The organism is Chloroflexota bacterium (genome assembly GCA_016235055.1).
In the GTDB taxonomy this organism is placed as follows: Bacteria; Chloroflexota; Anaerolineae; order JACRMK01; family JACRMK01; genus JACRMK01.
The window spans coordinates 101,108-122,564 of the sequence record JACRMK010000050.1 but is presented as its reverse complement, the minus strand read 5'-3'; the positions used below and the strand labels follow the sequence as shown (position 1 = coordinate 122,564).

The following is a 21,457-nucleotide window of genomic DNA, read 5'->3' as shown; positions in this document are numbered from 1 at the left end:
GCGCCTCGCTGCGCAGGCAACTGCGCCCGCACCGGTGGTCGTTGTCAATGCGACTCCGGAGCCGACTGGTGCCGCCTATGTCATGCCAGCGCCATCTGCGGCCGCGCGGGCACAACCGGCCGACGACGTGCTCGGCGCGCCCACGACCGCTTCGAGTAACGCGCTCCCCTACTCGGCGTACATTCACGTGCCGCCCAAGGCGCCGGCGGGCAAACCGCTGCAAGTCGTCATCGCTCTGCATGGCATGAACGGCGAGGGCAAGGGCTTTGCCGGTTCGCTGATCAAGGCGGCTGATCAGCATAATTGGCTGCTGGTGGCTCCGACGATTGCCTATGGCAACTGGCGCGATCCCAGCGCAGTTGCGCTGGAAGATATCGAGATCGCCGAGCGCCTCAACGCGACGATCCAGCGACTGCCCGGCCTGACCGGTTTGAAGCTCAAAGATCATGTGAAGATATTCGGATTTTCGCGCGGGGCGCAAGTGGCCCACCGCTTTGCGCTGTCATACCCCGAAGATGTATCCGTCGTGGTGGCGTATTCGGCAGGCACGTATACGCTGCCACTCACATCGGTTCGCGTGGTGAGCGGCGCACGGCCTGAGAGCCTGCCATTCCCCTACGGCATCGCCGACTTGCCTGCGCGACTCGGCCATCCAATCAACTTCGCGCTGTTCAAACAAGTGCGTTTCTTGATTGGCGTGGGTGGCAACGACAATAAGCCGGGCGATGTGCCGCGCCAGTGGGATGAGTACCTCGGCAACACCCGTCTGGGCCGGGCGGAACAGTTCTCTCAGGCGCTCAACAAGTCCGGCGGCAACTGCACGCTCAAGGTTTTCCCAGGCGTCGGGCATGAAATCACCAACGATATGCTGACGCAGGCCGAGCAATTCTTCGCCGCCGATGAGCCGTTGGTCGTGACTGGAAGCTAGTACCGATCGTAGTCGCGTCCATTCGCATGTCGCTGATGACGCATCCCGTCGCGTCTCCGTTCGTCGCATGAGCCTCCGCGCCGCCGCCATTATCATCTTCGCGTGCCTGATGATCGCATGTGCGGCATTATGCGGCGTGGTTGTTCTCCTGCTGCCATACAATCCGGTCGATACCATCGCGGCTTTTGCGGACGGCACCCCGACCGCGACGGCCACGGCTACGCGCACGCCGACGCTTACGCGCCTACCAACCCGCACACCAACGCGCACGCCCACGATCACGCGCACGCCGACGGCGGCAGCCACAGCAAGATTCACGCCCACGCGAACAGCGGCGCCCAGTCAGCCCGCGGCACAACCGTCGTCCACATCGACGATCGCGCCGACGCCTACGCATACGCCGACCCCCCTGCCCGGCGGCGACAGCGACCTATACGTCGACAGCTACGACAGCGCCATCATACAGCAGAACATGCCATATATGGTGTACCTGCCGCCCGGCTACGCCGCCAGCCAGCGCCGTTATCCCGTGCTGTATCTGCTGCACGGTTGGGGCGGCAACCACGGCGAGTGGTCATGGTTCGGAACGCAGGATATCGCTGATCAGATGATGCGTGCAGGCGAAATCCCGCCATTCATCATCGTGTCGCCGGAAGGCGACAAGGCGTACTGGTTCAATCATGCGGATGGTGTGCGCTGGGGCGACTATATGGCGCTGGAGTTCGTCGACCATGTGGATCGAACCTTCCGCACCATCCCCCGGCGCGAAAGCCGCGCTATCGGCGGGCTGTCCATGGGCGGTCAGGGCGCGCTTTCGCTGGCACTGCTGCACAACGATCGTTTCAGCCTGGCCGGCCTGCGCAGCCCATCCTGGCGGCGGGCCGGAGACCCGGACACGCCGGAATTTTTCGGCGACGCCAGATACTTCGACCAATTCGATGCGCTACCCTTGCTGCGCGATCGCGCGCCTGCGCTGCCACTCGCTATTTACTTCATCTATGGCGACACCGATCCGTGGAGCTACCGTACACGCGAGGTGCAGGCGGAACTCGACGCGCGCAAGATAACTTACGAGGTGCATATCTATCCCGGCGACCACTCTGAGGAGTTCTTTAGGTCCCGGATTGAGGAAGACTTGCTCTTCTACGGCGCGCATATAGCCACGACACCGTAAGCGGCGCCGCCAGCCACAACGCGACCGCGACCGCATTGACCGCCAGCGTATTGGCGGCATTGAGCCACGCCGGGTACCAGAACCACGCGAAGTCGAACAGCACGTACAGCGAAAGCGCGCCCGCCGCGCACAGCGCCGCCGTTCGACGCTGCGCCGGGCCGCCAAGCGCCGCCCAAGCGACCAGCCACATGACATACCACGGCTGAAACCAGAGCGTGCCCAGCGCGACGACCGGCCAAAAGACGCCCAGGGTGATTTCAGGCAGCGCGGAGCGGCGCCGCCATGCCAGCAGCGAGGCATACCCCATCACGGCAAGCGCCGCCGCCAAGGCGGCAAGGCGCGCAGACTCGCCGGCATTGGCCGGGTAGTCCAGCGCCTCAAGTCCGAGTTTGAGCACCGTCGCCGCAGACGACGTGAAACGATCCTGTAGCAGCCAGATGCCATCTAGTGTGGCGTCGCCGGCCCACCAGGGCGCGTAAGCACCCGCAAACACGATCAGCCATGCCAGCGCACCGACAATCAGAGAACGCACGGCAGACCGCCAGTTGCGATGCACACGGGACGCCTCGATGATGACAGCCAGCGCCAACGCCGGACTGAGTGCGACAGCGACGATCTTGATCTGCGCGGCCAGCGCCGCACAGGCCCATGCCGCCGGGTGACGGCGGCGCTGGAACAGCCAGAGCGACAGCGCCGCAAACAACAACATGAAGATATCGTTGTGCCCGTTGACGGCCGCTTCAAATAGAACCAACGGGTTCCAGGCCAGGAACAGGACGCCGGACAGCGCCCGGCCGCTGCCTTTCAGCAACGAGGCCGTGAGCAGCGACACCACAGACAGACTGGCGATCGCGGCTAGTTTGAACACCAGCAGATTGACGAGCAGGTCGGAACCAGCCAGCGTGCACAGGAATGCCGAAATGGTCGCCCATAGCGGGCCGTATGGCGACGGGTAGGTGCTCCAGGCCACGAACGGCAGCCAGGGGTCGCCCGGCGCCTGTTCTGGCGCAACCACCAGCGGATTGAGCCCGTGCGCCATCCACATGCGCCCGCGAAAGATGTAGTCGTACACGTCGACCGCGCCCACCGGATACGTCCATACCATGATGAGCGCGAATACCATGCCAGCACTCAACGTCAGCACCCAGACTTGGCGCGAAATAACGCCGGACGCACACTCGATGCGCCGCGCAGCCACCAGCGCAAGCGCGTAGAGTCCGAAGACGGCTGCGCTGCCGGCCGCGAACAGCGCAGCGGCCGCCGGTTGACGATCGCTGACGCTGCCCAGGTCGAGCTGCGGCGTCAGGTACAGTCCCGCCAGCGGGAACTGCACCGGCAGATACAATGCATAGACCACGGCGGTTGCCGCGGCGCTGGCTGCCAGCAGACGCAGTTCACGCATGGGTGTTTCCACAATCATGCGCGGACACAGCGCAGGTCAACTCATTGAGGAGGGTAAGCATGGATTTCGAACGATGCGTAGAGCAGATGGAGCACAACGCCCAGACGATTCGCAGTTTGACGATGAGCGTATCGGCGGCACAGGCGCGCTGGCATCCAGCGCCCGATGCCTGGTCGATGCTTGAAGTGATCAATCACCTCTACGACGAGGAACGCGAAGACTTCCGCCATCGCCTCCAATGGATCTGGCAGCACCCCGCCGAACCCTGGGCGCATAACGATCCGCCCGGCTGGGTCACCGCGCGGCGGTACAACGAGCGCAACTTCGAGGAGTCGGTCAACAACTTTCTGTTCGAGCGTGAGCGGTCGGTCGTCTGGCTGCGCGAACTGGCGTCCCCCGACTGGTCCGTGAATTACCACACCGGTTTTCGAGACATGACGGCCGGCGACATGTTCGCCTCCTGGGTCGCGCACGACCTGCTCCACATCCGCCAGTTGGTCGAACTGCACTGGGCATGGACCGTCGATGCCTTGAAACCGCACCAGGTCGAGTACGCAGGCGACTGGTAGAGCATTTTTCGACGGCCATCTGCCACACGGCGTCATGCTGAGAATCCCCATACCGCACGCGGTATGCGAAGCGGCAGAAACCGTCATCCTGAGCGCGCAGGCAATACACTATTCCTTGCGTTTGCCGCGCGCGCGAAGGATCTCAGATGCTTCACGCGCGCGGCGTTCTGGCAGGCCGCAGTCATGCCTTCGCGTTCAGCATGACATTTTTGCCACTGCCAGGTTGAAAGAGTGTAAGCCCTGCAACCCCGGCCCGGTGCGGCGCTTCGTTATTGCCGCTTGAGGCCGCGCCCGGAACGAGCACCCGTCGGCTTGCCACCCGCCAGCACCGCCGTGCCGTTGACAATCACGTGTGAGACGCCTTCGGCAAATTGCCGGCCGTCGGCATAGGTCGCGTGATCGCGAATGGTCTGCGGGTCGAATACCACCACGTCCGCCGCGTAGCCTTCGCGCAGCAGGCCGCGATCCTTCAGGCGCCAGCGCTGCGCGGCGGCCGATGTCATATGCCGCACCATCTCCTCCAGCGGCATGACGTCCTTCTCGCGCACATACAGCCCAAGGAAGCGCGCAAACGAGCCGAAGCCGCGCGGGTGCGGCTTGCCACCGAAGTAGATGCCATCGCTGCCGGCCATATGCGCCGGGTGACTCATGATGCGCTCGACGTCGTTATCGCCGCGCCATGAGTGCAGCGCGATGACCAGCACGATCATGTTGTTGCGCACCAGCAGGTCGCAAATGAAGTCGCCGGGAGTTTGGCCGCGCTTTGCCGCTGCGACCTCAATCGTCAGCCCTTCGAGCTCCTTGTCGGATGGGTCGACCACGCCTGCCAGTTGCAGGTACTCGTAGCCATAGGTCGGCGTTGCAAACCAGTCGCGCAACTTCTCGCGCGTTTCTGCCGCGCGCAGCCGCTCGACCGTCGCCTCGATGCCGCCCACCTGCACCCAGCGCGGCAGCGCAACCATCGCCAGGATGGTGCAACCAGCCAGATACGGGTAGGTGTCGAAGGTGATGTCATAGCCACGCGACCGGCCGTTGTCGATCAGCGGCAGTAACTGGTCGGCCATGCCGTTGTAATGCGAGATGTGCACCGGCAGTCCGGCCGCGCGCCCGATCGCCAGCACTTCCTCGACCGACTCCGCAACCGTCGCCGGCAGATACGAGCGCATGTGAGTAACGTAGACACCACCTGCGGCGGCCGCCGGCCGGCACAGTTCGATCAGCTCATTGGTGTCGGCATACGTGCACGGAATGTAGTCCAGCCCGGTCGAGAAGCCCACGGCGCCATCGGCCATGCCCTCCGCCACCAGCTTCTGCATGGCGCGCAGTTCGTCCGCGGTCGGCGCGCGGTCCGCCAGGCCCATCACCTCGATGCGCACCGTGCCGTGCGGCACCAGGTACGCCACATTGGCCGTCGACGCGCCGTCGAAACGGGCCAGATACTCGCCCACACTGCGCCAGCCGCCGATGCCGGCCGGGTCGGTATTGATGGCGGCAAAGTACTTGCGATAGAACGCCTGCGTCTGCGTCGATGCCGGCGCATAGGACACACCGTCCTGCCCGATGATGTGCGTCGTAACGCCCTGGTATAGCCCGCCGGGAAACTCCGGGTCGGCGAGCAGCACCAGGTCGGCATGCACATGCGAATCGATGAAACCGGGGCAGACGACACGATCACCGGCGTCGATCACCTGGCGCGCGTCGCCGGCCGGCACCTCGCCAACGGCGACGATGCGCCCGTCCCGGATAGCGACACCACCCCGGTACCACGGGTTGCCGGCCCCGTCCACAATCCGCGCCCCGCGTATCACAATGTCATACATGAATCGCCTCTCGCTCGAAATAAACTAAACAAGCCCCGGCGCAAAGCCAACCGGGGCTCGTTCGTGCTTCAGGCTCGGGCCGCGCGCGGCCTACGCCTCTTCCGTCACATGGTTGATCAGAACACCCAGCGAGGCGATCTCGCCGCGCATGACGTCGCCCGCCTTCAGGTAGGTGCCGGTCGTCGCGCCCACACCTGACGGCGTGCCTGAGGCGATCACGTCGCCGGGCTCCATCGTCATCAGCTCCGACGAGAACGAGATCATCTCGGCGATGTTGAAGATCATCTGCGACGTGCTGCCTTCCTGCTTCAACTCGTTGTTGACGTACAGGCGGATCGCGAGGTTGTTCACGTCGGCGATCTCGTCCTTCGTCACCAGGTACGGGCCCATCGCGCCGAACGAGTCCAGCCACTTGCCGTTCAGCCAGTCGAACCAGCCGTCGCCGTCGCGGGCGTCGCGCCCCTTGGCGATATTGAGCGAGCGCGCCGACACGTCGTTGAAGACCATGTAGCCCGCGACGTAGTCCATCGCCTCGCTCACCTTGATATAGCGACCGCGCTTGCCGAGCACGACAGCCAGCTCCAGTTCCCAGTCGATCGTCTGCGAAATGCGCGGCAGCAGCACCGGCTGGCCGGGGCCGATGACCGAGGTCGACGGTTTCATGAACACGCGCGGCGTGATACGCGTCTTGTCGACGGCCTTGCCGCCGCCTTCCTTGATGTGCTCCTGGAAATTGCCGGCCAGCGCCAGGATCTTCGGCGGACGCGGCACCGGCGCCAACAGGCGCACGTCGGCATGCGAGTAGTGCGGCCAGGCACCGGCCTTGGCCACCTGCGCGAGCACGTACTGCGCCTCGGCGATGCCCTTGTCGCCCAGCGACAGGAAGTCGAGCATGTTCGACGGCAGCGCGATGTCGAACACAGCCGCCGCGCCGGGCAGATCGTAGATGGCGTCGCCCTGCGCCACACCCAGGCGGGGGCCGCCGCCGGCAGCAATATAGGTTACCAGTTTCACAGCGTCTTCTCCTCGTGAGTTGTGTTAGGTACCGGAAGGTTTTCCCGGTTTAGCTTGACAAGTATCCGAACTCTTGCAGAACCTCGCGCACGCGCGCCTCTTCCGCTTCGCCGAACGACACCATCGGAGCGTACATCGTCGTGTGGTCGATGACGCCAAGCGCCTTGAGCGCTGACTTGAAGCCGCCGAGCGCCGACGCCGAGAAACTGCCGTGCGCCGGGCCGTTCTTGATCAGCTTGAAGAAGAACTTGTACAGCTTCTCCTGGATGCGGCCTGCCTCGACCCAGTCGCCCTTGCGCGCGGCATTATACAGTTTGACGTACTCGCCCGGCACCACATTGCCGACGCCCGGCACCACGCCATGCGCGCCCGACAGCAGCGCCAGGTCGACGAGCGTCTCCGAGCCGGTGAAGATGCTGAAACCCTCGACCTGCCGCGTGCCCATGATGATCTCGCGGAACGTCTCGAGGTTGCCGCTGCTGTCCTTCAGGCCTGCGATAACACCTTCCTCAGCCAACTGGATCACGGTGCGCGGCTCCAGCTTTACCTTCACCAGCACCGGAATGTCGTAGGCCATGATCGGCAGTCCGACCGCAGCCTTGACAGCCCGGAAGTGATCCATGATCTCGCTCTGGCTGTTCAGATGGTAGTACGGCGATGCCAGCACGACCGCGTTGCAGCCAGCGGCCTTGGCGCGCAGGCCTTGCGCGATGGCGCGCGCCGTGCTGGTTTCGCTGATGCCGCTCATGACCGGCACACGCCCGGCCGAGACTTCGACGCCGGTGCGCATCACCGTTTCGCGGTACTCGTCGGTCAGTTCCGGCCCCTCGCTGGTCGAGCCGAGCATAAAGAGGCCGTGCACGCCCGCATCGATCTGAAAATTGCACAGGCGCTTTAGTGAGCCAGTATCAAGCCGGCCATCCGGGGTGAACGGGGTTGCGACCGGTGGGATGACGCCACTCCAGGTGCTTGCAGACATAGTCCAAGACTCCAATCAGTTTACTGCGGCCACTGGAAGACCACACCCAGCCAGTCTTCGCTGCCGCGCAACAACATTTCAAACATCTTCTGCGCGTCCGTGTACGGCGCGACATGAGTGATCAGGTGCCCGAGGTTCAGACGGCCTTCGGCCATCAGCCGCAGGCAGGCGCGCCGGTTGCGCTGGCGCGTCCACCGCCAGTAGGCGTGCGGCGTCATCAGTCCCAGTTCGTAATTGCCGACGATCGTCAACTCGCGGCGCAGCAACTCCTCCTGCAAGCGAATCGTCGCCGTGCCGGGCGGGCTGCCGGTCAGCACGAGGATACCGCGCTCGGCCGCGCACTCCATCAGCGACTGCAGGATACCGGCCACCTGCGTGCAGTGAAAAACCGCCTCCGCGCCCGCGCCGGTTAGCGTGCGGATCGCCGCGACGGCGTCCTCGCGCCCAGCGTTGACGACGTGCGTCGAACCGTACTTCAGCGCCTTGTCGAGCCGCGCGTCCACCAGGTCGACGCCGATGACTGGGCTTGCGCCCGACAGGCTGGCGAACTGCGCGGTCAACTGTCCGACCATGCCCATGCCAAAGACGGCCACCGACTGGTCGATCTGCAGCGACGCGCGCCGCACACCGTGCAGGGCGACGTCGCCCAGCGCGACAAACCCGGCCCACTCCGATGGCACACCGTCCGGCACCTTATCGAGGAACGCCGGTGTGTTGAGATCGACGAGCGTGTGGCTGGCGTGATTGCCGCCGGTGACCACACGGTCGCCCGGCGCAAAGTTCGCGACGCCCGGGCCAACCTGCTCCACGCTGCCGACCGTCATATAGCCGATCGACACGCGCGAGGCGCCCGGCTTGAGGCCGTACGCCACCGGGCCGTGGCGCAGGAAGTTCATCTCCGAGCCGGCGCTGACGTGCGTGTGCGTGTTGCGCACCAGCACCTGCCCCGGCCCCGGCGCCGGCACGTCGAACGACTCGCGCTCGATGAGCGGCCCTTGCGAGAATAGGAGGCGCTCGCCTTTCACAGCTTGACCTTGACCACAATCTTGCGGACCGCCGTGGACTCCGCACCGGCGTTCAGGCTCGGAATGTGCGCATCCTGCGGCGCGAAGATGGCGAAGCTGCCGGCGGGCACGAGGATGTTGTCGCCCGGGCCTTCGGCGGGTACGAAGTCCTTCGACTCATCGTACGCCCCGGCCTGCAGGTTCGCCAGCGACGCGAAGCCCATACGCTCCACACCCTTCAGCACATACTGGATATCGTAGTAGTTGCGGTGGGCTTCCCAAAACGCCTGCTCGCGCGCCTTGGTGTTGTAATCCATGATAAGGACGAACAGCCGGTCGCCATCGATTTCGTAGCGGCCCGGGGCAATCGACTTAAGATCGGTCTCCTGCAGGTACTTCAGACCGGCCGCCAGGCCGGCGCCCAGGCCGTAATACTGCGCGGCGTTCTTCAGTTGATCCAGAATCATGCCTCAGGTTCCTTTCGGTTTGCGCCGCATGCTGCGCGGCGCGGCATTCGAGAAATTTTGCGTGATGGCAATTGGGTTGGTAATCGCATTGCCGACGACAACCGCAAACGCGCCGGCTGCAAACGCGGCTCGCAGATCGTCGGCATTTCGGACGCGGCCCTCGCAGATAACCGGCACGCGTACACGCGCGGCCAGTTCGGCCAGCAGTTCCAGATCGGGTCCTTCGGTGCGCGGTCGGCTGCCGGTGTAGCCGGCCATCGTCGTCGCCAGCATATCGGCGCCGGCTTCGGCGGCGGCGATGCCCTCTGCGAGCGAGTCCACGTCGGCCATGACTGGTTTGCGCAGTTCGCGCTGTATCTGCCGGATCAACTCTTCCGGTGAAACCGCTCCCCGCCGCGCCCGGTGCGCCGCGTCTATGGCTATGATGTCCGCGCCGGCCAGCGCCACGGCGCGTGCGGCGGCGAACGTCGGCGTGATATAGACCGGCCAGCGCGGATCGCGCTGTTTGTATATGCCGATGATCGGCAGGCGTGTCGCCTTGCGCACGGCGCGCACGTCGGCGGGGCCGTTGACACGGGTGCCGACTGCGCCGCCCAGCGCGGCCGCCTGCGCCATCAGCGCCATCGCGCGGGGGCTGTGCAGCGGGCTATCGTCGTCGGCCTGGCACGAAACGATCAGACCACCCCGTAATTTGCGAAGTGCGGGTTTCATTGCTTGTTCAGCACATGTCGCGCCATGATGACCGCACCGATGACTGGTGATCGCTGCGGCTCCACCACGACGGCACGGACCGCTTCGAATCCGCACACATCGCCGGCAAACACAGCACGCAGCCCGAAAACGTGCTCGAACGCGCCACCCACCGGCGCGACATGCACAGGCATGTCGTCAAACTGCAGCCGGTTGATGACCGCCAGCGCCGAAGCGGCCAGCGCATGGCCTGCATCCGCGATGACGCGCCGCGCCACCGCGTCTCCGGCCTCGGCCGCGCCGGACACCACCGGCGCCAATGCCGCAAAACCGCGCGCGCCGAAATCCGGCGCGTAGACCATTCGCTTGGCGTCATACAGATCGGGCACAGCAAACTCGCGTAGAAACCGCTCAACCAGCGACGTGGCCGGTCCGGCCTTGTCGTAGGCCGCCAGCGCGGCGATCAGGCCGTCGCGCCCGATGGTGCAGGCGCTTCCGGCGTCACCGAGCAGCCACCCCCACCCACTGACACACGCCAACTCGCCACGGGAATCCATGCCCCACGCGATTGTGCCGGTGCCGGAGATCACAATGACGCCCGGTTGCCCCGCATGTGCCCCGTACAGTGCGGCCACGCCGTCATTCTCGACGACGACCACGCGGGCCTCCAGCAGCGCCGGCAGCATCTCGCGCACCGCAACCGCTTCGGCGGTGCCCCCGTCAACGCCCGACAGGCCCAGCGCAATCGCATCGACCGGTTGCGGCGCCAGGCTGGCGGCGCGCCACGCCTCGGCCAACGCGGTGCGCAGTGCACTGGCAAACCGCTCGCGCCCACCTTCAGCCGCGAGGTGAATCAGACCGCCGCCGCACCCCTCGCCGACCACGTTGCCATTGAGATCGGCAAGCGCAGCGCGTGTGGACGTCTGTCCGCCGTCCACGCCGATTATCAACCCGGACATTACCGGTCGTTGAGGTAATCGTCCAGCGTGTAGCCTGGCGCGCGCCACTTGGCGAACAGGGTCTGCTCGCGCTGGCGCACGTCGAGCGCCTGCTCATATACTTTATCTGCTAAGTCAGGCGGCATGCAGAACGCGCCGTTGATGTCGGCGTGGATGATGTCGCCGTTGCGGACCGCCATGCCGTCGATCATGACCGGGCTGCCGACGTCGAGCCAGCGCATCTTGCCGTGCATGACCGACAGTCCCGCCGCCCAGCAGGCCAGTCCCACGTCGTGCACGCCGGCGAGATCACGCATCGCGCCGTTGCTGATGAACGCCGTCGCGCCGGCCAGCAGCATGATCGTCGCCATACCGTCGCCGATCGTCACGGTATAGCGCGGGCGCGGCCCGACCGCTTCCATGACGGCGAAGACGGGCAGACCAGTACGGGCGGCCTCCTGCATCAGCAGGATCCACTCCTTCATCAGGCTCGGTGGGTTGTCGCTGCCGCCGCTCGTCGTATCCATGCGCGACGTGACGGCAATGCCAACGCGCGGGCCAAAGTCGGGCATCAACGCGCGCACGTCCGGTCCGGTATAGCCGACCGATGGATCGCGCACGTCCAACATTTCGAAGCCGTTGGCTACGGTCGGCGTGTCAAACTCCAGCAATCCCTTGATGCGGTCAATGTTCACAATCGCTCTCCTAGTTGTCGCGGGCACGCGGGTTGAGCGCGTCGCTCAGCCCATCGCCGAGATAGTTAATGCCGAGCGCGGCGATGCCAAGCACGGCAGCAGGAACCAGCGGCAGCAACGGGCTGCTGCGTAACTGGTGCATGTTATTACTGATCATCGCGCCCCAGGACGGATTTGGTTCCTGGATGCCGACACCGAGGTAGCTCAACGAGGCTTCAAGGATCATCGCCGTCGAGAAACCGAAGGTGGCTGCGACGATAACCGGGCCAAGCGCGTTGGGCACGATATGACGCGATAGAATCCTGCCGACTGGCACACCGACGGCCTGGGCTGCGGCGATGTACTCGGTTGCCCGGAGGTAGAGGATCTGCCCGCGTATGAGGCGCGCGTATTGAGGCCAAGTCACGATGGAAATCGCGAACAATGTAATGAAGTAGTCCACGTAAGTCGTGCCCTTGAACAGGTCGAACTTGGTTGCATCGTAGATCAATTTGAAAAGCGCCTCGCTCGGATTCCTGATTGATGCGTTGACCAGGATGGCGAAGAGGATGCCTGGTATGGACTGGACCACATCGATGAGGCGACCCACGATCCAGTCGGCGAAGCCGCCCAGATACGCGGAGGTGCCGCCCAGCACGATGCCGATCAGCATCGCAATGCCGGTCACAAAGAAGCCGACGGTGATCGCCGTGCGCGCACCATACAGGATGCGGCTGTACACATCGCGCCCCAAATCGTCGGTGCCGAGCAAGTTCTCGGGGCCCGGCGCGGCGTTAGCACGGCGGAAATTCTGCGCCCGGAAGTCATACGGCGCAGCGAGCGGACCAAAGACGGCCATGAGCACGAACAGCAGCGTCACCGCCAGCCCGACAATGGCGAGCTTGTTGCGGAGCAGGCGGCGAAAAGCGTCGCCCCACAGGCTGCGCACCTTTATCGCTTGCGGGGACAGCGCCTGTTGGATGTTCTCGGTGGTGGCTGACATGAGTTACCCGTGTGAGAGCTAAAGACCACGAAGAGTTGCTGCGCGCTACTACAGGCGCACGCGCGGGTCAAGGAAAGGATAGATGACGTCCGTAACCAGATTGGCGACCACCACCAGCAAGGCGCCGAACAAGGTGGTGCCCATGATGACCGGGAAGTCTTTGAGCTGGATGGCGTTGATGACCAACTGCCCGAAGCCGCCGAGCGTGTAGAGCCGCTCGACGAAGACCGAGCCGTGCAGGAGCGCATTCACAATCAGCCCGAGCGAGGTGACAACCGGAATCATGGCGTTGCGCATAACGTGGCGAAGTATGACAGCGGAGAACTTGAGCCCCTTCGCGTGCGCGGTGCGCACATGGTCCTGCGTGAGCACTTCAAGCGCCGAGGAGCGCATCTGGCGCACAATGTCGGCCAGCGGCCAGGCCACCAGCAGGATCAGCGGCAGGATGATCTTGCTGGACAACAGCCCGTCCCAGCCAATCGGCACCTCCAGAATCGGAATCCAGAGCACGAACAGGAACATCAGCAGCGGACCCAGCACGAAGATCGGAATGACGCGCAGGGGCAGCACGCCGCCGACGATAATGTAGTCCACCCACGTATTCTTGCGCAGGGCGGCGACGAGTCCGAGCGGGATGCCAACCAGGGCGAGGATAACGGCGGAGGCCAGCCCAAGCTGCATCGTGATGGGCAGCGCCGTCTGAATGAGCGTCATGACGGGCAGTTTCTGAGCGATGGAGTTGCCAAGGTCGCCGCGCGCCACCTTGATGACGTAGTCCGTGGCTTGCTCGATGTAGCCCTTGTCCAGCCCGTGGTCATGGCGCAGGCGCTCAACCTGCTCAGGCGTCATGTAGGCGATCTGCTCGTTGTAGATCAGAATGATTGGATCGCCGGGCGCGAAGTAGCCGAGCGTAAACGTGATCACCATCACCACAACCAGCACGGGCACGGTGATGAACAGGCGGTTCAGGATGTAGCCAAGCATGGTCGCTCCCGAGCGCAGACGGGCAATCCAAGATGGCATGCGCGCCGGCCAATCCCGACGCGCATGCCGTACCGCTCAAACGCCTACTTCTTGGCGTTCGTGATGTAACCCTGCGGGAGCCCGCCGCCGAACCAGCCGTACGGGGCGAGGTACGGGCTCAACTTCACGTTCTTGACCCACGGCTGAGCGATGGCAAAGTCGCCGCTCTGACGCCACATCGGGACGAGCACATAATCCTCGAGGAACGTCTTCTCAGCTTCCTTGATCTTCGCGCACAGCGTCGAATCCTTCGGATCCAGCGACGCAATCACATCGACCAGCTTGTCCAGCGTGTCGTTCTTGTAGCCGCCGAAGAAGCGCGTGGCATGAATCTGCGTAGACTTCATGTTGACCGACATCCAGACCTGGTCGTTGGGCGGACGCGCGCCGATGCTCTGGCGGTCGAGGTTGAGCTTCGCCTCGTCCGGGCCGAAGCCCGAGGGCTGCTCCTTGAACTCCACGTCCGTGATGCCCAGATTGGTGCGCCAGTACTCCATAATGATCTGGATGCCCTTCTTCTGCGCCGCGCCGGTCGAATTGGACGAGACGCGCAGTTTGCCCAGGCCATCAACGGTCTTGTACTTGGACGCCGCCAGGAACTCCTTGGCTTTCGCCACATTGTACTCGAAGTACTTCTCGTGTTCCGTGCTGTAGCACTTCAATTGCAGATCGGGATGCAGCAGGCCCAGCCACTCCTTCTGCGTGCCTTCGGTGGCGGCGGCGGCCAGTTCCTTGAAGTTGATCGAGTGGATCAGCGCCTTGCGCACGTTCAGGTCGTCCACCGGAGCAGCGTTCACGTGGAACGAAGCATAGAGGCCGAACGGCAGCAAGTTCTCTTCCAGACGCGCCCCCGGCGTGCGCGCCGCCAGTTTGCGCCGCGCGTTGATGTCGCCGAAGGAGTAGGCGAAGTCCACCTGCCCCTTCTCGACCAGCGCCTCGAACGTCGCCAGTTCCTCGGCGACGACCAGCTCGATGCGCTCGAACGCCGGTTTCTCGCCCCACCACTTCGGGTTGCGCGACATAACGATGTTGCGGCCGGTGGCGTCGATCTGGGTGACCTGGTAAGGGCCATTGACGCGCGGGTTCGGCTTCGTCAGGTAGTTCGGGTCCGCCTTGAGTTCCTTGGCGGGCACGATGCCCATGTAGTAGATCGACAGCTTGTGATTCAGATACGAGTCGGGGTTGTTAAGCTGGATTTCCAGCGTCCCGGCATCCTTGGCTACCAGACCACTGATGCTGGGCGCCTTGCCATCCGCCACGTCCTTGAAGCCGACGGCATCGGCAAGCGCGTATCCGGTGATATTGGACGTCTTCTGCGCGGGCAACGTAATCCAATCCCACGCATCCTTCATGTCCTGCGCGGTGACCGGCGTGCCGTCAGACCAGACCGCCTTGGGGTTGATCTTGATGGTCCACGTCTTCTTGTCGGCGCTCGAGGTCAACGACTCGGCCAGCAACGGGCGCGGGTTGAAGTCCACGTCATGGTACACGGGCGAGAGGAACTCGTTGATGGCGATGGCCTGGCCGCCCCAGCGGACGCTCCACGGAGCCAGCGGCTCCTGCGAGCCGAAGCCCTGCCATGCAACCTTCAGGACTTGCTTGTCAGCAGGCGCGGCATCGGCCGGCAGGCCGGTGGTTGATGCGGCTGTAGTGGCTACCGGCGCGGTCGTCGCGGCAGCGGCGGCCTTGGTCGGCGTGGCCGCGGCAGGAGCCGTGGTTGGTGCGACCGGCGCCGTGGTTGGCGCTGCGGTAGACGGACCGCACGCGACAATCACGGCCAGCACCGCAATAATCAACAGGGCGGTGCGAAGCTTAAGTGAATTATGCACTACTCTCCTCCTTGAGGATGGCGAATCTTCAGATGGTGTCCGACGACAGGGCACAAATATCATGAAATGGCTCGTGCAGGCATCACCTCCTTTGCCAGTATTCTAACCTATATTACTTGAGCGGCATAGAGCGCTTACATATCAGAAACCGGCATCGCGACGCGCACCCCGGCCCGGTGGTGCGATTGCAGCATGCCCAGCATGATCGACAGCGAGCGCAGCGCCTCGCGCGGGGGCGACACGCTCTCGCCGCCGTTCACGACCAGTTCGGCCATCTCCTCGATGACGGCCTGCAGCGTGCCGCGCGTCGTATGATGGCGCGGCAGGTTGCGCGTCACGACATCGTACGGGCCATCGCCGGTGGTGGACAGCGTGAATTCGTGATCCGACGCGCCGACATGGATGCGACCCTTGTCGCCGATCAGTTCCAGGTAGAGACCGCCGATCGTGCCCTGCGAGCCCTGGTACAGGGCGCGCACGCCGTTCTTGAAGCTAATGATGCCAACTGCGCCGGGGTCGAACTTCGGGAGGCGGCCGCCGTCGCCCGCGTAGCGCGGTCCGTAGCCATCGAACTCGGCATCCAGCGCGCCGGTCACCCATTCGGGGTCGCTCTCGGCAAAGAAACAGATCAGGTCGATCAGGTGCGTGCCGTTGCGGAACAGCATCGCGCGCTCACCGTTCAATGTGCCGACGATGCGCCGCAACTGCCCGATCCGGCCCGCCCGCACCTGGGCGCGCGCCTCGTGATAGTCGTACACCCAGCGCCGCGTGTGCTCGATCGACATCTTGACGCCGTACCGCTCGGTCGTCTCGACCATGCGCAGCGCATCCTTCATGGTGGTCGCGATCGGCTTCTCGCAGATGATGCCCTTGATGCCCGCCTCACAGGCGGCCACGACCATGTCGGCGTGCACGTCGTCGGGCGTGCAGATGCTCAACACGTCGAGCTTCGTCTCGGCAAGCATGGCGCGCCAGTCGGTGAAGTACTTCAGGTCGGGCCAGCGCGCACCCCAGCGGTCTTTGAAACGGTCGAGCGGCGGCTGCACGATGTCGCAGATAGCGACCAACTCGGTCGTCGGGGAGATCTCGTAGGCTGCCGCGTGCGTGTACGGCATCTTGGTGCCCAGCACGGGGTGCGGCGCGGCGTCGGCTTTGGCCGACGTGATCACGTCCGAAAGCCCGATGATACCTGCTCTTAGTTTCGTCACAGCGCTCCTGTTCTATATGTAAACCCAAAGGCACCCAGACGACTCGGACTCCGAGAGCAGCTATCCAGGCGCCTCTGCGGCTGGATGGTAGGTATGTTGTTGCCCGGTCAAGCGCCCGCCGCAGTCAGGTAGTCGTACGCCGCGAGTGTATAGACACGCACGCTGTTGAGAAACTCATCGACCAGCACGTGCTCGTCAAACGCGCCCATGTTATGCGGCGTCACACCATAGATGAAGGCCGGAATGCCATTGAAACGCCAGAAGCGCGAATCCGTGCCGCCCAGGCTCACGACCGGCTTCGGCATGATACCGGTCACCTGGCGCGCATTGTCCTGCACAAAGCGCAGCAATGGATGCGCCGGGTCGCACCAGTTAGCCGGGGTATGGTACGCTTCGCGCACGGTCACCTGCGGGTACCCCCGCAGGATGCGCTGCAACTCGAACATCAGGTATTCTCGGCTGGCTCCAATCGGCAGGCGGATATCCAACTCAATGCGCGCGCGGGACGGAATCATGTTGACCTTGACACCGCCCTCCATGATGCCGACGTTCAGGGAAATGGCAGGGATGACACCCGTCGCGCCGGCCCCGAAGGTGCGTTCCAACTCTTCGTGAGCGGCATCGAGCGCCCGGCGCACCGGGACGGGCAGATCAACCGTGAGCTTGGTCAACTGTTCGAGATCGCCGACCAGCCGCGCGGCGACCTTGGTCGCGCTCTCGCTCATGTGCGCGTACGCGCCGTGCGCGCCCGGGGTCTCGACGATCAATTCCAGCCAGAGCAGCCCTTTCTCGCCAAAACGGACACAATACGGGCCCGACGGCTCCGCATTCAGCACGCAGTCGCCGTGCGTTTCGGGATGGTTCTCAACCAGGTACTTCGATCCCCACGTGCCGAACGTCTCCTCGTCGGAAACGCAGGTGAGCGTCAATGTGCCACGCAACTGCTCGCGGATGCGGTGCAGGTAGCCGTAGACAAAGACGATGGCGGTGGTGCCCGCCTTCATGTCGGTCGCCCCGCGTCCGTAGAGCTTGCCATCGGCCGTCGCGCCCGACCACGGCGGAAAGCTCCAGCGTGCGTCCTCAGACACTGGAAAGACATCGACGTGCCCGTTCAACACCAGGTGCCTGCCGGGATGCGGTGCGTCGAACGACGCGACCAGGTTGGGCATCGCCGGCCGCGGCGCGATGAGGCGATACGGCATCTGCGCCGCGTCGAGATGCGCCTGCACGAACGCCATGGCATCCCGCGTGTCGCCGGGCGGGTTCGGCGATGGCACCTGCACAAAGCGCGACAAGAAATCGACCAGACGGTCGCGATCCTGTTCGATCCATGCCAGCAACTGTTCTTTCACGCCGTCGTTTACCCGTGTCGTCCGCTCAGTTGCCGGCCCCGGTCAGGTAGTCGTATGCCGCGAGCGTGTGAACGCGCACCGTATGCAAGAACTCGTCGATCGAGGCGTACTCGTCGACCGTGCCCATGTTCGAGGGCGAGGTGCCATACACGAACGCCGGCACGCCGATATACCGCCACAGCCGGGTGTCGGTGCCGCCCAGGCTGACGACCGGCTTCGGCGTGAAGCCCTTGAGCGCCCGCACGTTCTCCTGCACGATCCGCACCATCGGGTGATTCGGATCGCACCAGTTGGCGGCGTTGTGGTGCATCTCGCGCACCGTTGCCTGCGGATAGCGTTCCAGGATGCGCCCGAGCGCATCCATGACGACCTCGCGCGTGACGCCGATCGGCAGGCGCACATCCAGCTCGATGCGCGCCTGCGACGGGGTCATGTTGACCTTGACGCCGCCTTCCACGCGCCCGATGTTCACCGTGATCGCGGGAATCACCTCTGCCGCACCCGCGCCGTGCGCCCGCTCCACTTCGGCGCGCGCCGTCTGCAGCGCCTCGCGCACAACCGCCGGCATATCGACCGGCAGTTGTGTCAGGCTTTCCAGCTCGCCGATCAGCCGGGCGGCTACCTTCGTCGCGCTTTCGGACATGTGCGCATACGCGCCATGCGCCCCACGCGTCTGCACAGTCAACTCCAGCCAGAGCAGCCCCTTCTCGCCAAAGCGCACGCACCATGGGCTCGACGGCTCGGCGCTCATCAGACAGTCGCCGCGCACCGCCGGGTCGTTTTCAACCAGGTAGCGCGCGCCCCAGGCGCCAAACGTCTCCTCATCGGAAACGCACGTCAGCGTCAGGCGGCCCTTCAACTGATCGCGGATGCGGTACAGGTAGCGATAGGCGAACAGTATCGCGGTCGTGCCGGCCTTGCTGTCTATCGCGCCGCGACCGTATACCTTACCGTCCGCCACCATGCCCGACCACGGCGGGTAAGTCCAGCGCGCCTCGTCGGACACCGGGAAGACGTCGATGTGCCCGTTCAGCACCAGGTGGCGGCCCGCCGCTGCGCCCGCGAAGCTGGCCACCAGGTTCGGCATCGTCACCTGCGGCGCGACAATGCGCGACGGCACGCCCTCGGCGTCCAGGAACTGCTGCAGGTACGCCGTGGCCGCGCGCGTGTCGCCGGGCGGGTTCGGTGATGGCACCTGAATGAAACGCGACAGGAAATCGACCAGCAGCGCTTCGTCCTGCGCGATCCACGCCAGCAGTTGCTCTTTCACGCGACCTCCACGACCTGGTTGGTCCTCGACGACTCGTACGCAGCCAGGATCGCCGCCGTGACGGCGCGGCCATCACGCGGTCCCACCAGCGGCTCGCGGCCCGTGTCGATCGCGGCGATGAAGTCGTCGAGGATGCCGACCGTGCGCGCCGCGCCCGGGTCGTTGGCGACCCGCGCGCTCACACCCAACCCGCGTTCGCCGTAGATATCGACGCGCGGCCGGTACTCGTCCACGAACAGGTAGCCGTGCGAGCCGTGGATGCGGATCGTAAACTCGCCGACGTTCGGCAGCACGGCGGGAATGCGCCCGACGGTGACGGTCGCCACGACGCCGCGCTCCAGCGTAAACGCCACCGAAGCCAGGTCCTCGACGCCCCACTGGCGATGCGGCTCGAAGAAGTGCGTGCCCGCCGCCGCGTACACGCTGACGATCTCCAGCCCGGTCAGGAAACGCAGGTAGCCGACCGGGTAGACGAGAAAGTTCATCATCTCGCCGCCGCCGCTCAACGTGCTGTCCACAACCAGCCGGAAGTCCTCCACCGCGCCAGAACCCAGACCGCCGCCCGACAGAAAGTCGACATGCAGCGCATACGGCAGTCCCAGTTTACCGTCGAGGATCGCCTGCCGCGCCATCTGTGTGGACTGGCTGTACAGGCGGTGAATGTACGTGCATTTGACGCCGGCCTGCTTCACCGCCGCAATCAGCCGGTCGCCATCTTCCAGCGTCGTGCACATCGGTTTGTCGACCAGCACATGCTTGCCAGCCAGCGCGGCCTGCGTCGCCAGCCGCGCATGGCGCGTCGGCTCGGTGCAGACCGAGGCGATCTGCACGCCCGGGCGCGCCAACGCAGCCGCCACGTCTTCAATGTACGGCACGTTGTAGTTCGCCGCCATGTCGACATTCGCCTTGCGCATCCAGTCCGGCAGGCCCGGTTCGTCGGCGACGGCGACGATCTTCAGGCGCGGATGCGCCGCGATGTACGGCGCATAGTCGCGCTGATGGCGGACACACGAAAGCAGCAGAACTCCCAGTTGGTCAGTCATGGTTGGTTCGTTTCCTGCTTCAAATCTCGACCACGCGACCGGTGCGTGACGACTCGTCGGCAGCCAGCGCCGTGCGCAGCGCCGTTCGGATCTGGGCCGGCGTCACCATCGGGTCGCGGCCCTGTTCCACACAGTCCACAAAATGCGCGACCTGCCGGGCAATCGGCGGATCCAGTCCGTCGTCCACGAAATGCAGCCCGGTGTCGCTGATCAGGTAGGCGTCGTCGCTCAGGTTGTGATACGCCGAGCCGTGCGAACCGACCAGCATCGCGGCGCGCACGCTGTCGCCGCGCCGCGGCAGCGCGTAGGTCAGGTTGGCGATCGCCGTCGAGTCATCCGCGAAGCGGATAATCGCCTGATAGTAGTCGTTCATGTCCATCGCACTCGACGCGCGCTTGATCGTCTGTGCGTAGATGGAGCGCGGCGGACGGTCGAACAGCCACAGCAGCAGGTCGAGCATGTGAATGCCCAGGTGCAGGAACAGGCCGCCCGAAAGCGCCGGGTCGATCTGCCAGCCCTGCCAGCCGCCCGGCCAGAAATGACCGGCATCGGTGTTCACGCGCGCCATCACCAACTTGCCGATATCGCCGCGCTCGATCACCTGCTTCATCTGCTCGTGCACCGGCTTGAAACGCTCGGTCTGCCCGGCCATGACCTTCACACCGGCCTGCTCACAGGCGTTCAGCAGCGTTTCGCACTCGGCAACGGTCATCGCAAACGGCTTCTCAATATGCACGTGCTTCCCGGCGCGCGCCGCCGCCGTCCCGATCTCCACGTGCGTCGCGCTCGTGGTGCAGACATCCACGATGTCGGCCATGTTGAGCGCTTCGCGGTAATCGGTGAGCCATGGCACGCCGCCCGCCATCGCCGCCATGCGGCGCGCGCGTCCGGCATCCACATCGACGACGGCCGCCACCTGCGCGTTGGCCGCTTGCAAGTAGCCTTTGAGGTGGCTCTCGGCGATAAAGCCGGCGCCCACCAACACGACTTTGATCACGATTCCCCCTTCTCACAGAGACAGGATGACAAGATGACAAGATGAAGAGACGACACGGTGACATGATGCCCCG

20 protein-coding genes are annotated in these 21,457 nt (G+C 64.6%); 3 read left to right on the top strand and 17 right to left on the bottom strand.

Annotation, left to right across the window (positions count from 1 at the left end; translation table 11 throughout):
* The first annotated feature begins 82 nt into the window (after positions 1-82).
* Both HZB53_12860 and HZB53_12855 read left to right on the top strand, forming a co-directional pair.
* A complete protein-coding gene (locus HZB53_12860; protein ID MBI5878532.1) occupies positions 83-928 on the top strand; it encodes a hypothetical protein in 846 nt (281 codons plus the stop codon).
* Positions 929-995: 67 nt separating this feature from the next.
* On the top strand, positions 996-2,102 hold the full coding sequence (locus HZB53_12855; protein MBI5878531.1) for a hypothetical protein: 1,107 nt from the start codon (positions 996-998) through the stop codon (positions 2,100-2,102).
* Here HZB53_12855 and HZB53_12850 read toward each other — a convergent pair.
* Positions 2,041-3,504 carry a hypothetical protein gene (locus tag HZB53_12850; protein ID MBI5878530.1) on the bottom strand — a complete coding sequence of 488 codons (1,464 nt, stop codon included), beginning with the start codon at positions 3,502-3,504 and terminating at the stop codon, positions 2,041-2,043. The genes HZB53_12855 and HZB53_12850 overlap by 62 nt on opposite strands.
* Positions 3,505-3,563: 59 nt before the next feature.
* Here HZB53_12850 and HZB53_12845 point away from each other — a divergent pair, with 59 nt between their 5' ends.
* Positions 3,564-4,073 carry a DinB family protein gene (locus tag HZB53_12845; GenBank protein MBI5878529.1) on the top strand — a complete coding sequence of 170 codons (510 nt, stop codon included), beginning with the start codon at positions 3,564-3,566 and terminating at the stop codon, positions 4,071-4,073.
* Between the two features lie 269 nt (positions 4,074-4,342).
* On the opposite strand, the gene HZB53_12840 is transcribed toward HZB53_12845, so the two are convergent.
* The 16 genes from HZB53_12840 to HZB53_12765 form a co-directional block, all read right to left on the bottom strand.
* Positions 4,343-5,893 carry a D-aminoacylase gene (locus tag HZB53_12840; protein MBI5878528.1) on the bottom strand — a complete coding sequence of 517 codons (1,551 nt, stop codon included), beginning with the start codon at positions 5,891-5,893 and terminating at the stop codon, positions 4,343-4,345.
* A gap of 90 nt (positions 5,894-5,983) precedes the next feature.
* Positions 5,984-6,907 carry a fumarylacetoacetate hydrolase family protein gene (locus HZB53_12835; protein MBI5878527.1) on the bottom strand — a complete coding sequence of 308 codons (924 nt, stop codon included), beginning with the start codon at positions 6,905-6,907 and terminating at the stop codon, positions 5,984-5,986.
* Between the two features lie 49 nt (positions 6,908-6,956).
* Positions 6,957-7,886, bottom strand: a complete 930-nt coding sequence (locus tag HZB53_12830; GenBank protein MBI5878526.1) for a dihydrodipicolinate synthase family protein — start codon at positions 7,884-7,886, stop codon at positions 6,957-6,959.
* A gap of 20 nt (positions 7,887-7,906) precedes the next feature.
* Positions 7,907-8,911: a zinc-binding alcohol dehydrogenase gene (locus tag HZB53_12825; GenBank protein MBI5878525.1), complete on the bottom strand. Its 1,005-nt coding sequence runs from the start codon at positions 8,909-8,911 to the stop codon at positions 7,907-7,909.
* Complete coding sequence (locus HZB53_12820) at positions 8,908-9,357, bottom strand: YhcH/YjgK/YiaL family protein (protein ID MBI5878524.1); 450 nt, start codon at positions 9,355-9,357, stop codon at positions 8,908-8,910. Before HZB53_12820 ends, HZB53_12825 begins: the two co-directional genes overlap by 4 nt.
* A gap of 3 nt (positions 9,358-9,360) precedes the next feature.
* Entirely contained in the window at positions 9,361-10,068 is a 708-nt protein-coding gene (locus tag HZB53_12815) for a putative N-acetylmannosamine-6-phosphate 2-epimerase (GenBank protein MBI5878523.1), read from the bottom strand.
* Entirely contained in the window at positions 10,065-11,006 is a 942-nt protein-coding gene (locus HZB53_12810; GenBank protein ID MBI5878522.1) for an N-acetylglucosamine kinase, read from the bottom strand. Before HZB53_12810 ends, HZB53_12815 begins: the two co-directional genes overlap by 4 nt.
* A complete protein-coding gene (locus tag HZB53_12805; GenBank protein ID MBI5878521.1) occupies positions 11,006-11,680 on the bottom strand; it encodes a hypothetical protein in 675 nt (224 codons plus the stop codon). Before HZB53_12805 ends, HZB53_12810 begins: the two co-directional genes overlap by 1 nt.
* A gap of 10 nt (positions 11,681-11,690) precedes the next feature.
* Positions 11,691-12,662 (bottom strand): ABC transporter permease, encoded by a 972-nt coding sequence (locus HZB53_12800; GenBank protein MBI5878520.1) that lies wholly within the window; start codon positions 12,660-12,662, stop codon positions 11,691-11,693.
* Between the two features lie 48 nt (positions 12,663-12,710).
* Entirely contained in the window at positions 12,711-13,646 is a 936-nt protein-coding gene (locus tag HZB53_12795; GenBank protein MBI5878519.1) for an ABC transporter permease, read from the bottom strand.
* Between the two features lie 83 nt (positions 13,647-13,729).
* Positions 13,730-15,514: an ABC transporter substrate-binding protein gene (locus HZB53_12790; GenBank protein ID MBI5878518.1), complete on the bottom strand. Its 1,785-nt coding sequence runs from the start codon at positions 15,512-15,514 to the stop codon at positions 13,730-13,732.
* A 134-nt stretch (positions 15,515-15,648) separates the two neighbouring features.
* Positions 15,649-16,722, bottom strand: a complete 1,074-nt coding sequence (locus HZB53_12785; GenBank protein ID MBI5878517.1) for a Gfo/Idh/MocA family oxidoreductase — start codon at positions 16,720-16,722, stop codon at positions 15,649-15,651.
* A 107-nt stretch (positions 16,723-16,829) separates the two neighbouring features.
* Positions 16,830-18,074, bottom strand: coding sequence for a M20/M25/M40 family metallo-hydrolase (locus HZB53_12780; GenBank protein MBI5878516.1), 1,245 nt, complete (start codon positions 18,072-18,074; stop codon positions 16,830-16,832).
* Between the two features lie 25 nt (positions 18,075-18,099).
* On the bottom strand, positions 18,100-19,344 hold the full coding sequence (locus tag HZB53_12775; GenBank protein MBI5878515.1) for a M20/M25/M40 family metallo-hydrolase: 1,245 nt from the start codon (positions 19,342-19,344) through the stop codon (positions 18,100-18,102).
* A complete protein-coding gene (locus HZB53_12770) occupies positions 19,341-20,387 on the bottom strand; it encodes a Gfo/Idh/MocA family oxidoreductase (protein MBI5878514.1) in 1,047 nt (348 codons plus the stop codon). Before HZB53_12770 ends, HZB53_12775 begins: the two co-directional genes overlap by 4 nt.
* 19 nt (positions 20,388-20,406) lie before the next feature.
* Complete coding sequence (locus HZB53_12765; protein MBI5878513.1) at positions 20,407-21,384, bottom strand: Gfo/Idh/MocA family oxidoreductase; 978 nt, start codon at positions 21,382-21,384, stop codon at positions 20,407-20,409.
* Between the last annotated feature and the right edge of the window lie 73 nt (positions 21,385-21,457).